This window comes from Candidatus Pelagibacter sp. uisw_098, from assembly GCF_059512505.1.
In genome coordinates, this window is record NZ_CM183454.1 from 224,960 (window position 1) to 240,736 (window position 15,777).

Annotated in this window: 12 protein-coding genes; 7 read left to right on the forward strand and 5 right to left on the reverse strand. The window is 29.4% G+C overall.

Annotation, left to right across the window (positions count from 1 at the left end):
* Nucleotides 1-8: 8 nt before the first annotated feature.
* Complete coding sequence (locus AC5YF9_RS01205) at nt 9-1,253, forward strand: NAD(P)/FAD-dependent oxidoreductase (RefSeq protein ID WP_415304245.1); 1,245 nt, start codon at nt 9-11, stop codon at nt 1,251-1,253.
* The gene (locus AC5YF9_RS01210; protein WP_415304246.1) at nt 1,246-2,013 is read left to right on the forward strand and encodes a DUF1365 domain-containing protein; all 768 of its coding nucleotides are present in this window, start codon (nt 1,246-1,248) and stop codon (nt 2,011-2,013) included. Before AC5YF9_RS01205 ends, AC5YF9_RS01210 begins: the two co-directional genes overlap by 8 nt.
* Nucleotides 2,014-2,045: 32 nt before the next feature.
* Here the strand turns inward: AC5YF9_RS01210 and AC5YF9_RS01215 are convergent, their stop codons facing one another.
* Nucleotides 2,046-2,483 carry an Lrp/AsnC family transcriptional regulator gene (locus tag AC5YF9_RS01215; RefSeq protein ID WP_415278578.1) on the reverse strand — a complete coding sequence of 146 codons (438 nt, stop codon included), beginning with the start codon at nt 2,481-2,483 and terminating at the stop codon, nt 2,046-2,048.
* Between the two features lie 153 nt (nt 2,484-2,636).
* Between AC5YF9_RS01215 and putA the strand changes: the two genes are divergently transcribed.
* From putA to AC5YF9_RS01230, 3 genes are all read left to right on the forward strand, one after another.
* The gene (gene putA, locus AC5YF9_RS01220; RefSeq protein WP_496169911.1) at nt 2,637-5,672 is read left to right on the forward strand and encodes a bifunctional proline dehydrogenase/L-glutamate gamma-semialdehyde dehydrogenase PutA; all 3,036 of its coding nucleotides are present in this window, start codon (nt 2,637-2,639) and stop codon (nt 5,670-5,672) included.
* Nucleotides 5,673-5,790: 118 nt separating this feature from the next.
* A complete protein-coding gene (locus AC5YF9_RS01225) occupies nt 5,791-6,969 on the forward strand; it encodes a class I SAM-dependent methyltransferase (protein WP_415304248.1) in 1,179 nt (392 codons plus the stop codon).
* 13 nt (nt 6,970-6,982) lie between these two features.
* Nucleotides 6,983-7,531: a DUF3833 domain-containing protein gene (locus AC5YF9_RS01230; protein ID WP_415294666.1), complete on the forward strand. Its 549-nt coding sequence runs from the start codon at nt 6,983-6,985 to the stop codon at nt 7,529-7,531.
* Here AC5YF9_RS01230 and AC5YF9_RS01235 read toward each other — a convergent pair.
* On the reverse strand, nt 7,528-8,289 hold the full coding sequence (locus AC5YF9_RS01235; RefSeq protein ID WP_415278583.1) for an SDR family NAD(P)-dependent oxidoreductase: 762 nt from the start codon (nt 8,287-8,289) through the stop codon (nt 7,528-7,530). The genes AC5YF9_RS01230 and AC5YF9_RS01235 overlap by 4 nt on opposite strands.
* A 21-nt stretch (nt 8,290-8,310) precedes the next feature.
* On the opposite strand from AC5YF9_RS01235, the gene AC5YF9_RS01240 reads away from it, so the two are divergent.
* Together AC5YF9_RS01240 and AC5YF9_RS01245 are read left to right on the forward strand one after the other, a co-directional pair.
* Entirely contained in the window at nt 8,311-8,778 is a 468-nt protein-coding gene (locus AC5YF9_RS01240) for a TspO/MBR family protein (RefSeq protein ID WP_415278584.1), read from the forward strand.
* Between the two features lie 2 nt (nt 8,779-8,780).
* A complete protein-coding gene (locus AC5YF9_RS01245; protein WP_415278585.1) occupies nt 8,781-9,884 on the forward strand; it encodes an NAD(P)/FAD-dependent oxidoreductase in 1,104 nt (367 codons plus the stop codon).
* A gap of 4 nt (nt 9,885-9,888) precedes the next feature.
* On the opposite strand, the gene AC5YF9_RS01250 is transcribed toward AC5YF9_RS01245, so the two are convergent.
* Genes AC5YF9_RS01250 through AC5YF9_RS01260 form a run of 3 tightly spaced genes read right to left on the reverse strand, consistent with a single transcriptional unit; the run spans nt 9,889 to nt 15,775 of the window.
* Complete coding sequence (locus tag AC5YF9_RS01250) at nt 9,889-11,340, reverse strand: protein adenylyltransferase SelO (protein ID WP_415304249.1); 1,452 nt, start codon at nt 11,338-11,340, stop codon at nt 9,889-9,891.
* A gap of 8 nt (nt 11,341-11,348) precedes the next feature.
* On the reverse strand, nt 11,349-14,117 hold the full coding sequence (gene fdhF / locus AC5YF9_RS01255; RefSeq protein ID WP_415304250.1) for a formate dehydrogenase subunit alpha: 2,769 nt from the start codon (nt 14,115-14,117) through the stop codon (nt 11,349-11,351).
* Nucleotides 14,117-15,775, reverse strand: a complete 1,659-nt coding sequence (locus AC5YF9_RS01260) for an NADH-ubiquinone oxidoreductase-F iron-sulfur binding region domain-containing protein (protein ID WP_415304251.1) — start codon at nt 15,773-15,775, stop codon at nt 14,117-14,119. Before AC5YF9_RS01260 ends, fdhF begins: the two co-directional genes overlap by 1 nt.
* Between the last annotated feature and the right edge of the window lie 2 nt (nt 15,776-15,777).

Consider the following 15,777-nt stretch of genomic DNA (forward strand, 5'->3'; position numbering starts at 1 on the left):
TTACCAAGATGAAAATTGCTGTAGTGGGTGCGGGCATATCAGGATTGAGTGCTGCTTATTATCTATCAAAAAAACATAAAGTAGATTTGTTTGAAAAAGAAAATCAGTTTGGTGGCCATGCAAATACAATAAAGGTTGCTTATAAACCTAATAAAGAAATCCCAATAGATATTGGATTTATGGTTTTTAATAAGCAAACTTATCCAAATTTAATTAATTTTTTTTCAGAAAATAAAATAGAGATTGAAAAAAGCGATATGTCATTTTCTGTTACTGTAGAAAATAGTGACTTAGAATATTGTGGAAAAGGATTAGGTGGAATTTTTTCCAATAAAAAAAATTTATTTAATCCAAAATTCTTAAAAATGTTTTTTGAAATTTTAAGCTTTTATAAAAACTGTGAAAAAATAGAAATTAAAAAAATTAGTTCAATAACATTAGGAGAATATTTAAAAGAAATAAAAATTTCAGGTTATTTTATTAATTATCATATTATACCAATGGTATCTGCAATATGGTCGATGCCACCATATGAAGCAAAACAAATGCCATTATCTTTTTTTCTAAGTTTTTTTAAGAATCACGGGCTGTTTAAAATTAAAGATAGACCTCAATGGTTTACGGTTGCAAATCGGAGCAAAACTTATGTTGATAAAATAATAGGCCAAGTTAGTGGTGAATATTTTAAGAATTACAATATAAATAAAATTACCAGAAATGATTTAGGTGTTAAAATTTTTTATGGAGAGGAAAATGAGTTCTTTGATTATGATAAAGTTGTAATAGCAACCCATGCAGATGAAGCATTAAAGATAATTGATAATCCAACTCTAGATGAGGAGTCAATATTAAAAAAATTTAAATATAGAGCTAACACTGCAGTAATACATTTTGATGAAAGTATTATGCCTAAAAATAAAAAAGCATGGTGTGCTTGGAATTCTTCAATGGATTCAGCTAATAATGAAAAGACAGCTGTAACATATTGGATAAACCAGTTACAAAATTTGAAGATAGATAGAGATATTTTTTTAACAATAAATCCATTTAAAGAAATTCCAAATGATAAAATATTTAAAAAAGTAGCATTTACTCACCCTTATTACGACACTGAAGCATTAACTAATCAAAGTAATCTACACAAAATTCAAAATAAAAAAAATATTTTATTTTGTGGCAGTTATTTTGGTTATGGTTTTCATGAGGATGGAATAAAGTCGTCTATTGATATGTTAAAAACGCTGAATGATTAAAAATTCTTATATTTATACAGGAAACGTAATTCATAGAAGATTTAAGCCCAAAATTCATAGCTTCAATTATAGTGTATTTTCGCTACTTATAGATTTATCAGAAATAAACCTATTACATAAAACTCTAAAGATATTTTCATATAATAAATTTAATATTATTAGTTTCTTTGATAAGGACCATGGAGCAAGAGATGGAAGCTCTCTTAAAGATTGGGTTTTAGAAAATCTTAAAAAAAATAATATTGATACTAATGATGTTCAAATTAAACTTTTATGTTATCCAAGGATATTTGGGTATGTGTTTAATCCGTTAAGTGTTTTTTATGTATATGACAAAAATTCTGATTTAATATCTATTTTATATGAAGTTAAGAACACATTTGGTGAGCAACATGTTTATGTTTTTAAAACTGAAAAAGACCAAAATCTTATTCAACATGTGTGTAAGAAAAAATTTCATGTATCTCCATTTATTGAAATGAATTGTATTTATTTTTTTAGACTGTTGAAACCTGGTAATAAAATATCTGTAATAATTGACCTGAATGATCCAGTTGGCAAAATATTATATGCCTCACAAGATGGTATTAAAAGTGAATTAAATAATTACAATCTTATGAAATCGTATTTAAGACATCCATTGATGACATTTAAAATTATTATCGCAATACATTTTGAGGCATTTAAACTATGGACAAAAGGAATTAAATTTATAAAAAAAAAAATTAAAGTTAAAAACAATATTTCTGTAGAAAATTAATATAAATTACTAAATTAAGGTTATCTTATGGACTATTCTTTTACACTTTCCATGGAAACAAATGTTGAAGTAGATGCAACATTTGGTAATGAGGATATTTTTTCAGATAATAGCAAACGATAAGTGTTTATATTGTTAGTTCTAACTTTTAATAAATAGTCAAAGTTTCCTGCAATCATATGGCATTGTTCAACAGCTTCTAATTTTTTTACCTCAGAATTAAATTGATCTAGTGCTTTAGCTCGTGTATCTGATAAAGAAATTTGAACAAAAGCTATGTGTGCTTTTTCTAATTTTTTAAAATTTATATGAGCATGATAGCCAAGAATATATTCTTGTTGTTCTAATTTTTTGATTCTACTTTGGCATGGTGAAATTGATAAGTTAACAGCTTTTGCTAGCTCACTAAGTGTAGTTTGTGCATTCTTCGCTAGTAGTGAGATTAACTGTTTATCTATTTTATCTATCATAGTAAAATTTACCAATAATTGTTATTATACCATAATATTTACTATTAAAAATATATCAACAAGAAATTAATTCTTTTATTCACATTAATACAGTAATTATTTTTAGTCATTTTAGTCTAAATTTCTATTAATTAATCGCCAAAGTTATTTATTATGAATAATATATTCAAACACAAATATACCGATCAAGCTTCATTGGTTAATAATCATTTAATAAAAACCATTGGAAATTTTTCAGAAATTAATCACAGTAAAATTGATAACCTTTCACGTCAAATCATAGACAGCGCAATAAATTATAAAGAAATAAGCTCATTTGCTAAATTAATACATGAGTTTTCATTGACTAGTAACGAAGGTGTTGTTTTAATGTGTTTAGCAGAAGCATTACTTAGAATACCTGATACTGCAACTATAAATGATTTAATTGAAGATAAAATTCCTATTGGAGATTGGAATAAACACATAAAGAATGAAAATGATGTTTTCGTAAACATTTCTTCTATAGCGTTTTTGTTAACAGGAAAAATAGTAGAAGAAAAACCTCAAGAAAATAAAAATATTTTAGTCAAGATGGTTAAAAATCTATCTGGACCATTATTAAGGAATGCCATTAAACAAGCAATAAATATTTTGGCTAAACAATTTGTATTTGAGCGAGATATAAAAAAAGCAATTAAACAAAGTGATAATAAAAAAAATGATAAATACACTTTTTCATTTGATATGCTTGGTGAAGCAGCAGTAACTTATGAAGACTCAGAAAGATATTACAATCAATATGAAGAAGCTATTTTACAAACAGGAAAAAGTTTAAATCCACATAAGAAAAGTATTTCAATTAAGCTATCATCATTACACCCAAGATACGAAAGAAACAAATTTGATTTACTAAAAAAAGAACTATTACCAAAAATTTTTAAACTTGTGGAATTAGGTAGAGAAAACAAAGTAGATATTTGTATTGATGCTGAGGAAGCTGATAGATTAAATTTATCACTTTTCATGTTTAAAGATATTATTGAAAGCAAATTAATTGACAATGTTTATCATGGTTTTGGATTTGCTATTCAAGCATATCAAAAAAGAACATTTTTCTTATTAGATTGGCTCAATGATTATTTACAAAGTGTTGATAAAAAAATTAATATTAGATTAGTCAAAGGTGCATATTGGGATACAGAAATCAAAATTGCTCAAGAAGAAGGTTTTGAAAACTACCCTGTTTTTACAAAGAAATTTGCTACAGACATATCTTATCTAGCTTGTGCACATAAACTATTAGTAAATAAAAATATCTTTTCACAATTTGCTACTCATAATGCACATAGTATTTCTTATATTCATACTCTATTTAAAAACACTAATTTTGAATTCCAAAAATTGCATGGGATGGGTGATGAGATATATTCATTTTTAGAAAATAAACCTGATTTTAAATGTAGAGTATATGCTCCGGTAGGAGGCTATAAGGATTTGTTGCCATATTTAGTTAGAAGGTTATTAGAAAATGGTGCGAATACGTCTTTTATTCATCAACTAAAATCTAAAAATTTTGATATTGATAAATTGATTCAATCACCATTTTTGAAGCTTGATAAGTTAAAAACTGACAAAATTCCTTTACCAATGAATATTTTGGGTAATAGAGATAATTCAAAAGGCCTCGATATAAGTGAAGAATCTGTGATTAATAATTATAAAGTTATAAAAAAACTAAATAATATAAATGCATTTTCAATTATAAATGGTGAAGACATAAAATCTGATAAAAAATTCGATATTATTTCACCAAGTGATTTTACCTTATTAGGTTCAAAATATTTTGCTACAGATCAAATTGTAGATGAAGCAATTAATAACCTCAAAGATTATTCTATATCGTGGAAAAATTTTCCAATTGAAAAAAAATCAGAAATTATTTTAAATTTTGCTAATTTAATTGAAGAAAATTTTAAGGAAATAATTGAAATTTGTGCACAAGAATCTGGCAAAAGTATTAAAAATTCTATAGCTGAAATTAGAGAGGCTGTTGATTTTTGCAGGTACTATTCCAAGGAAGCAAACTTAATATTTAAAGAGCAAATTCTTAAAGGGCCAACTGGTGAACTTAATAGATATAGATTAATAGGAAAGGGATTAACTTTAGTAATTAGCCCATGGAATTTTCCTATAGCAATTTTTGTAGGTCAAACAATAGCTGCACTAATTACTGGTAATGTTGTTTTAACTAAACCTGCAGAACAATCTTCTTATGCAGCATATTTTATAATTAAACTTTTATTAAAAGCAGGACTACCTAAAAATTCAATTGCCTTGATTTTGGGTGATGGTGCATTAATTTCCAACAAAGTTATTAATGATCAAAAACTTAGAAATGTTTTATTTACTGGCTCTCTAAATACAGCAAAAATTATCCAATCAAACTTACAAAAACAAGAGAGTATTACTAATTTTATTGCAGAAACAGGTGGTTTAAATTGTATGATTGTTGATAGCTCAGCTTTACCAGAACATGTTGTTAAAGATGTTGTGAATTCAGGATTTGATAGTGCCGGACAAAGATGTTCAGCTTGTAGAATTTTATGTGTAGAAGAAAATGTGTACAAAAAAATTAAAGATACATTAATTGGTGCAATGAATACTCAAAATATTGGAAACCCAGAAAAACTTTCAACAGATATTGGACCAGTAATCGATGAGGAGGCTTACAACAATATAAAAAAACATATTGATAATTTTGATAATGTTTATCAAACAAATTTTCAAAATGATTTAGGATATTTCATTCCACCAACTTTAATAGAAATAAAAAAATTAAGTGATTTAAAAAATGAAGTTTTTGGTCCTGTAGTACATATTGTTAAATATAAAGCTTCAGAATTAAATGAATTAATTGATGACATTAATGATTTAGGTTTTGGTTTAACATTAGGTATCCACAGTAGACTGGATAAAACTATTGATAAAATCATTTCCAAAGCAGAAGTTGGAAACATTTATATTAATCGAAATATGATTGGAGCCGTTGTTGGTGTACAGCCATTTGGTGGTTTTGAAAAGTCTGGAACAGGACCTAAGGCAGGGGGCCCTGAATACCTGAAAAGACTATGTTATGAACAAAGTATATCAAATAACACAGCAGCTATGGGTGGTAATGCATCCTTATTAGCTGAAGTTGATGACTAAACTTTACTAATAAATTATCTTAAAGCTCTTACTTATCTGCAATTTTGCGTCATTTAATTTTTAAATAAAAAGAATTAAGTTGCCGTTTAAGTAAAAATTAAAAAAATATTAAGAATTAATGTTAATTTATAAAATTTCAGATTCAATCGTATTTAGTGCATTAAAAAATATTAAGCATGGTTTTCTTGAAATTAAAAAGGTTAATGGAGAAGTTTTAAAATTTGGTAATCCAGATGATAATTTAAAAGTTTTCTTAGAAATTAAAGATGAAAGCCTTAATTATAATCTGATTAAAAGTGGCAGTGTTGGATTGGGTGAATCTTATATGAAAGATTTTTTTATAACAAATAACCTATCTGATTTAATTGAGTTAACTGCAAAAAATATAAATGTTATTTATAAATTTTCAGGTATTTTTGATTTACCATTCATTAATTTTTTAAAAAATAAAATTATAAAAAATACCAAAAACCGAAGCAAAGAAAACATCGCAAAACACTATGATTTGGGAAATGATTTCTTTTCTTTATGGCTTGATAAAACCTTAACTTATTCCAGCGCTATATTTGAGAACCCTAAGCAAGATCTTTTCAATGCTCAGAATAATAAATACCAAAAATTGATTGATCTTTTAAAACCAACAAAAGGAAGTAAAATTTTAGAAATTGGTTGTGGTTGGGGTGGATTCGCAGAATACCTGGGCACTAATTATGATGTTAAATTAGATTGTATCACCATTTCAAAAAAGCAATTTGAATTTGCAAAAGAAAGAATCCACAAATGTGGACTTAATGAAAAAGTAAATATTGAAATAAAAGATTATAGGGATTTAAAAAGTAAATATGATCATATAGCGTCTATAGAAATGATAGAGGCAGTAGGACAAAACTATTTAGATAGCTATTTTAATACAATCAAGAATAATCTAACTTCATCAGGCACAGTGGGTATTCAAGCTATAACTATCGATGATAGCTTGTTTGATAGATATAAAAATAAACAAGACTTTATCCAAAAATATATTTTTCCTGGAGGTTTTTTACCTTCTAGAAATGAATTACAAAATTATGTTGATACTAATGGTTTAAAATTTGATGAATACAATTCATATGCCAATCATTACTCTGATACTTTGATTATTTGGAGAGAGATATTTAATAAAAAGTGGGATTTGATTAAAGAGCAAGGTTTTGATTTAACATTTAAAAGAATGTGGGAATTTTACTTGTCTTATTGTGAGGCTGGCTTTAAATCAAAAAATATAGATCTAATTCAATTTTCATTACAAAATAAATAACAATAGGAGAGACATGATAAACTTTAAAACATTTAAATTAACAGTATTAATAATTGCTTTATTCTTTACGGCAAGTTGTATAAACAATAACTCTATGAAACCAACAGATTTTAAAAATACAGAACCGTCAATGACTATAGAGAAATACTTTGAAGGTCCTGTTAAAGCATGGGGTCTATTACAAGATCGAAGTGGCAAGGTTACTAGACAATTTAAAGCTGATATGTTTGGTAGTTTTGAGGGTGATATCTTAACTCTTAAAGAAGATTTCTATTGGACAGACGGTGAAAAACAAAACCGAATATGGAAAATCAAAAAAATTGATCAAAATTACTATGAAGGATCTGCACCTGATGTTGTAGGAACTGCTAAAGGGTTTCAATATGGATCTGCCTTTAAATTTGAATATGATTTAATGGTCCCTTTTAAAGGAAAGAATATTAAAGTTTCATTTGATGATTGGATTTTTAAACAAGACGAAGAGGTTGCTATCAATAGAGCCACATTAACAAAATTTGGATTTAAAGTGGGTGAGTTGACGGTATTCTTTAAGAAAAATTAGTAGTCAATTTTTTTCATACCTTTTTCAACTATCTTAAAATACCAGCTACTAGGAAGTATTCTTAGAGTTTTCATTATAAAGGTAAAAGCTTTTGGAAAATGGATTTCAAATCCCTTATTTTTGATTAAACCAATATAGATTTGTTCTGCAGCAAATTCTGGTGACTTTATCATGGGCATAGGAAAATCATTCTGGTCAGTCATTGGTGTTTTAATGAACCCAGGGCTTATCAGGGAAACACGCACGTTTACTCTTTTCATTTCAAAATATAAACTTTCTGCAAAACTTGTAAGGGCAGACTTTGATGCACAATAACCTCCAGCTGCAGGTAACCCTCTATAACCAGCAACTGAAGAAATTATAGATATTTGACCACCTTTTTTATTATTATAATATTCATAAATTGCGTTGATAGAATTCATTGTACCAAAGTAATTTACTTCCATAATTTTTCTTATTTTATCTAAGTTAAATTTTTTTTCAGATTTTGGATCATGTATCCCGGTACCAAACACACAAATTTCAATATTTTCAAATTTTTTTACAATATCATTGAAGACAGCTTTACATTGTTCTGTATTTGTAACATCTAAAGGAAATGAATGGATATTTTCATTCTCAGTATGCAACTCTTGTAATAAGTTTTCTCGTCTAGCTGAGGCAGCAACTGTCCATCCTTCTTTAGCAAATTTTAGAGCTAAAGACCTACCAATTCCACTACTAGCGCCAGTGATCCAAATTACTTTTTTATCATTCATTAAGTAATGTATAATATGATTATGTTAAAAAACAAATTTTTATCTTTTTTATTATTTGCAATAATAACTTACTCGGCATCTGTTATTGGAGGTATTGCAACTATTGGATTTAAAGAGCCTTGGTATTCATTATTGATAAAGCCATCATACAATCCACCAAGCTGGATCTTTGCACCTGTTTGGACAACACTATATTTAATGATGACTATTGCCATATGGTCTTTTTGGCATAGTAAAAAAAGAGACATAGATACGATTTATATTTATATCGTTCATTTAATTTTTAATACAACTTGGAGTATAGTATTTTTTGTTTTTCATAAAATTTTATTAGCATTACTAGTTTTAATTATTTTAATAGCTTTAATAGTTTTATTAATGCAAAGATTTAAGAAAATAACTTTAGTAAGTTATTATTTAATGATTCCTTATTTACTTTGGTGTTTTTACGCATTAATTCTTAACTTAAGTTTATTTATTTTAAATTAATTATGGACGATGTTGTAATAATTGGCGGTGGTATCATTGGAGTTGCGACAGCTTATTTTCTATCTAAAGAAGGTCGAAAAGTTAAAGTTATAGAAAAAGATCCATCATACAAAGAAGCCTCATTCCCTTTATCCCTCGGTGGCTTTAGGAGACAATTTTTTCAAAAAGAAAATATTTTGTTAGGTAAATTTGCAAGAGATTTTATTTTTCAAATACCAGAATTACTCAAAACTAAAAAAAATCCTAACCCTACAGCTAGTATGGTACCAAATGGTTACTTATTAATGTTTGGACCTGAGCATGCAGAGGAACAGTATAGAGCGTTAGAAAACCATAAAGAGTGTGGAGCTGGAACAAAAAATATAAAAGGTTCAGAATTATCCAAGGTTTTTTCTTACATTAACGATGAAGGTATAGAAACTGCCACTTATACAGATGATAAAAGTGAGGGTTGGATTGATCCTTTTATGTTTCACGGTGCTTTAAAAAGCAAGGCCACAGAACTTGGGGCTGAATTTATTAAGGGAGAAGTAAAAGAAATATCAGAAATTAATGCTAAGATAATTATTTCTGCTGCAGGTTGTTGGACTAAAAAAATATTAAATGATATTCCTGTTATTCCACAAAAACACACTGTTTTCAGAGTTAAGTGCCCAACGTATATATCTGAAATGCCTTTATCTGCTGATTTAACAACAGGTGTTTATTGGAGGCCAGAGGGTAAAGAATATTTAGCTGGTTCTCCAAAATCTACTTTTGATGCAACAAATCTTGAACCTGCTTGGGACGACTTTGAGGAGTTGGTATGGCCAGCTTTAGCAAAAAGAATTCCAATGTTTGAAGAGCTTAAATTAACTGGTGCTTGGGCAGGATTTTATGATCATAACCAACTAGACAGTAATGCTATTGTGGGTAAGCATCCTAAATACGAAAATGTATATATGGCTTCGGGTTTCACAGGAAGAGGATTGCAACAAGCACCTGGCATTGGTAGAGCTTTGACAGAACTTATAACAACAGGTTCTTATCAAACTATAGATGTAAGCGCTTTTAATGTTGAAAGAATATTTAGTAAAGAAGCTAGACCAGAACCTTACGTATTATAACGAGTTAAGTTCCACAAAAAGTTTGATATTTCTTATCGCTGTGTGGAGCAGGTGACATAAATTCTAAATCATTGCTATTAACTGTATAAGGATTTTTTAATATTTTTATTAACCTATTAAACAATGTTAAATCACCATTACTTGCTAATGTTAAAGCTTCTTCCACTTTATGATTACGAGGTATTACCATTGGATTAGAAGAATTCATTAATTCCATAGATTTATCATGTGAACTATTAAACATTGCTAATCTTTTCACCCATTTAATTTTCCATAAATTAAAGTCAGCATTATCATAAACTTCAGAATTTTTAATTGTCTTATCCGTCAAAAAAATAAAGGTATTTGTATAATCTGCTTTATTTTTTTGCATCCAATTTAATAACTCCATAATCAAATTTTTATCTTCTTTATCTTCATCATATAATCCGAGTTTATCTCTCATCATATTTAACCATTTTGTTTCATAATTTTGTTCAAATTTATCTAAAGCATCTGTAGCTAATTTAATTGCTTCATCTTCATTTTTGCTAATTAGTGGAATAAGACATTCAGCAAATCTTGTTAAATTCCATTTGGTAATTTTTGGTTGATTATCATAGGCGTATCTACCTAATTGATCTATTGAACTAAAAATTGTTTTAGGGTCATAAGTATCCATAAATGCACAGGGACCATAATCTATTGTTTCACCAGATATGGTCATATTGTCAGTATTCATAACTCCATGAATAAAACCGACACGCATCCAGTCAATTACAAGTTCAGTTTGTTTTTCGATTAAAACATTTAGTAAGTCTAATGCTTTATTCTTTGATGCTTTTATATTGGGGTAGTATTTTTCAATTGTGTAATTAATCAAAATTTCTAAATCACTAATATTTTGTTTTGCAGCAATGTATTGAAATGTTCCAACTCTTAGATGGCCTAATGCCACCCTTGTAAGAATTGCACCTTGTGAAATTTGTTCCCTAACCACATCTTCACCAGTTTTAACTACTGCTAAACTTCTAGTAGTAGGTATTTTTAAAGAATGCATTGCTTCACTTATTATATATTCTCTCAACATTGGGCCTAAAACAGCCCTACCATCACCACTTCGTGAGAATGGGGTTCTACCAGAGCCTTTGAATTGTATATCAAATCGCTCATTATTTTTGGTCAAGTGTTCACCGATTAAAACAGCTCTTCCATCACCAAGCATTGTAAAATGACCAAATTGATGGCCAGCGTAGGCTTGTGCTATAGAGTTAGATCCTTCAGGTAACATATTTCCTGAAAAAATTTTTGATAAACCTTCATCATTAACATCTGAAAAATCTAGATCTAATTTATTTGCTAGATCTTTATTTAATATTAATATTTCTGGTGCATTTACAGCAACAGGGTTGATATCTTCTTTGAATGTTTTTGGTAATCTCGAATAACTATTATCAAAATGCCAACCAATTGTCATTTTATCGATTAGTTAACTTCTGCTTGATTCTCTTTAGGTTCAACAACAGTTTTAAATTGATTGGATATTTTTTGAATTTCCACAGAAGAAACTTTGTATTCTGCACACATTGTTTCTTCATCTTTTCCATGACCAGTTACCATGTTAACCATATGTTCTGGAAAGTGGAATGTTGTAAATACAATTCCTTCTTTAACTTTATCTGTTACCTCTACTTTTAAAGCTACTTCACCTCTGCCAGAATAAAGTCTACCAATATCACCAGTATTTAATTCTCTTTTTTTAGCATCATTAGGGTGAACTAATAGCAAGTCTTCAGAAACTATATTAATATTTTTAGTACGTCTTGTCATAGTAGCTGCATTATAATGTTGAAGAACTCTACTAGTTGTTAAAATCAATGGATAATCTTTTTTATTCGTAGCTATCTCATTAGATTCTTTCCAATCAAAATTTTTAAGTTGTCCTTTTCCTAATTTGAATGTTTTTTCATGTAAGATTTGTGTATCTGTACCATCTTCTTGTACTGGCCATTGTAATCCCATTTTACCAAGTCTTTCTCTTGTTACCCCTTTAAAGAAAGGAACTACATCAGCTATTTCTGCAAGAACTTGATCAGCATCATATTCAGGTTGATCAAAGCCTAATTTTTGCATCATATCCGTTACAATTGTTCCATCAGTTTTAGTACCAGGTAAAGGAGGTACAGCTCGATTAACTCTTTGAATTCTTCTTTCTGTATTAGTAAATGTTCCATTTTTTTCTAAGAAAGTTGTTCCAGGTAATACTACTGTTGCAAGTTTTGCTGTTTCACTCATAAAAATTTCTTGTACAACTAAAAGCTCAAGTGAATTCATAGCATCTACAACATGTGCACTGTTAGGATCTGTTTGAACAATATCTTCTCCAATAATCCAGACAGCTTTAACATCTTTATTAATTGCCCCATCAAACATTTCAGGAATTTTTAATCCTGCTTTTGTTGGGTGTACTACTCCATATTTTTCAGTGTAGAAATTTTGAACTTTTTCATCAGCCACTTCAAAGTAACCAGCTCCTTGATGAGGTTGACAACCCATATCAGCTGCACCTTGGACATTATTTTGTCCTCTTAATGGATTAACACCAACACCTCTTCTACCAATATTTCCTGTAATCATTGCAAGATCAGCAATTAACATTACTGTTTTAGATCCTTGTTCTTGCTCGGTAACTCCTAAACCATGGAATTCCATAGAGTTTTTTGCGGTTGCATAAGCAATTGCAGCTTCTTTAACTAACTGTTTATCAACACCAGCAACTTTCGCTAGATGATCCATATCTTGTCTCTCAATTTCTTTAATGAAATTTGCAAAACCTTCAGTTCTATCTCTGACAAAGTCTTTGTCATAAAGGTTTGCTTTCAATATATAATGCAACATCATATTTAATATGGCTACATTTGTTCCTGGTCTAAGTTTAATATGATAATCAGCAAGTTTAGCAAGCTCAGTAGTAATTGGATCTAATACAATTAATTTTTTACCTTTCATTACTTGTTGCTTAATTTTAGCACCTGTAACTGGGTGAGCATTTGTTGGATTTGCTCCAATCACCATAAATAAATCTGCATAGTAAATATCTTCTGTAGAATTTGTAGCTGCTCCAGTTCCAAATGTTTGTTGCATTCCCCACGCAGTAGGTGAATGACAAATTCTTGCACAACAATCAATATTATTAGTTCCTATTGCTGCTCTAATCATTTTTTGGAAAACATAATTTTCTTCATTAGTACATCTTGCTGAAGAAATACCTGCAACTGCATCTGGTCCATTAGCTTTGGTAATTCTATTTAATTCTTTTTTAATAAAATCATATGCCTCATCCCAAGAAGCTTCTTCAAATTTTCCATTCCTTTTAATTAAAGGAGTTTTTAATCTGTCAGGATGATCGTAAAATCCAAAAGCATACCTTCCTTTAATACAAGTGTGGCCTGCGTTAACTTCAGATTCTTTAGGAGTAGAAATTGCAACAACTTTATTATCTTTAATTGAAGCTTCTAGATTACAACCAACTCCACAATAAGAACAAGTCGTTCTTACTTTTTCATCAACAGCAACGGATTTAGATTGATATACATCTGAGATGGCATCTGTTGGGCAAGTGTGTGCACAAGCTCCACAAGATACACAAGACGAGTCCCCAAATAATGCATCATTATCTGTTGTAATCTTAGACTCAAATCCTCTTCCACTCATTGTTAAAACAAATGAACCTTGAATTTCATCACAAGCTCTCACACATCTTCCACAATTAATGCAGTTATCTAAATTCATTCTCATGTAATCATGAGAGGTGTCTCTTGGAATACCTTTGTGTTGTTTTGGTACATTATATCTATGATCTGATATACCTAAATCATTAGCAACATCTTGAAGTTCACAGTTATTATTAACCTCACAAGTTCCACATTCCATTGGATGGTCGGTTAAAACTAGTTCAACAATATTTTTTCTTAAAGCCGTTAAATTTTCATTGTTTGTAAAAATATGTTGGTTTTCACCAACTGGTGTATGACATGAGGCTACAACTTTAGTCGGACCATCTTTAACTAAAGCAACCTCAACCGAACAAACTCTACAAGCTCCATATGGTGCTAAGTTTGGATCGTTACATAAAGCCGGAACCTTTTTTTCACCAAGATAACTTTCTACAAATTTTAAAACAGAAGTATGGTTAGGACCAATTTCATATGGCTTACCATCTATATATGCGATTTTTCTTTTTTCTGAGCTCATTAATTATCTTTGACCATATCATCCTTCATTTCATCACCAAAATATTTTAGTATGTTCATGATAGGTGTAGGTATTGCACCACATAAAGCACATAAACAGCCTTTTTTCATTGTTACTAGCAGTTCATTTAATAGCTTTAATGGAATTTTAGCAGTTTTATTCTTTGCTTGATCAAACATTTCCTTTCCTCTGTAAGAACCAAGTCTACCTGGGAAGCATTTTCCACATGATTCTTCAGCTGTGAATTCAAATAAATGATGAATATAGTCAACCATTGGGAAGTCTTTTGGAATGCTTACTATACTTGCGTGTCCCAACATGAAACCAGCAGCAGTAAATTCTTGAAAATCTAGATTTAATTTTTCTACTTCAGAAATTGGAATAACTCCACCTAATGGGCCACCAACTTGTAGTGCTTTAATAGGTTCTTTAAAACCTCCACCAATATCGTTCAAAACTTTTTTCATTGAAGTTCCCATTTCGACTTCGTAAACGCCTGGATTATTAAAAAAACTATCAAAACAGACTAATTTTGTACCTGCTGATTTTTTATTACCAATTGCAGCAAATTTTTCTGCTCCATTAATAAGTATACCAGTAGCAGCAGCTAAAGTTTCAACATTGTTAACAACTGTTGGTTTTTTATAAAGTCCTTCAGTAACAGGGAAGGGAGGTCTGACATCAACTTCTGCTCTTCTTCCTTCAATTGATGCAATTAAAGCAGTTTCTTCTCCACATATGTACGCTCCTTGTCCAATACAAATATTTAGATCAAAAGAAAAATTTGTTCCAAGAATATTTTTACCTAACAATCCTTCTTTTTTTAAAGAATTAATACATCCATTTATAGCTTCAATAGATTTTGGATATTCTCCTCTAATATATAAAACACCCTCGTCACTTCCAATAACATAACCACAGATGATCATTCCAAATAATACTTTTAGTGGCTGGTCTTCTAATAAGTATCTATCAGAAAATGCACCAGAGTCTCCTTCGTCAGCGTTGCAGATAACATATTTTTTTTCAGATTCTGCTTTTCTACAAAAATCCCATTTCATTCCAGCTGGAAAACCAGCACCACCTCTGCCTGTTAAATTTGAATCTAGTAATGATTTTATAATTTCTTGTTTATCTGTATTGATAAACTTATTTAAAATATCTTTAAATTGATCTAAATTTGAAAGCTTATCATCCATTAAAAAACTTGTTGAAGCAAAACTTTTTGAGAAAAATTTTTCCTGTTCAATTTTATCTCCTTTAATTATTTCATCAATTTTATCAATATCATTCCCAGCATAGTTTTCACCATCATAATGAAACGCTTTATTTTCATAACAGTGACCAAGACAAAACATTTCACCAACCTTATCATCACCTAGTTTTTCTTTTAATTTTTTCTTTAAAGGTTCCTGTGTTCCAGAACACATGCAAGCACTTCCATTACAAACAAAGGCTTTCTTTGCTCTATGAGATGGTCTTAAAAATTCATAAAAACTTTCTGCTCCATGAATAGTAGATACACCCATATGATATTCATTAGCTATTTCTTGAATACCGCTTGCATCTTTAGAGTTTAGGGATCTTTCAGAGATTTTCTCAAATAGGTTTTTCTTTAAACCAATTCTGCCTGATAAGTTACTTATATTTTTTGACACAT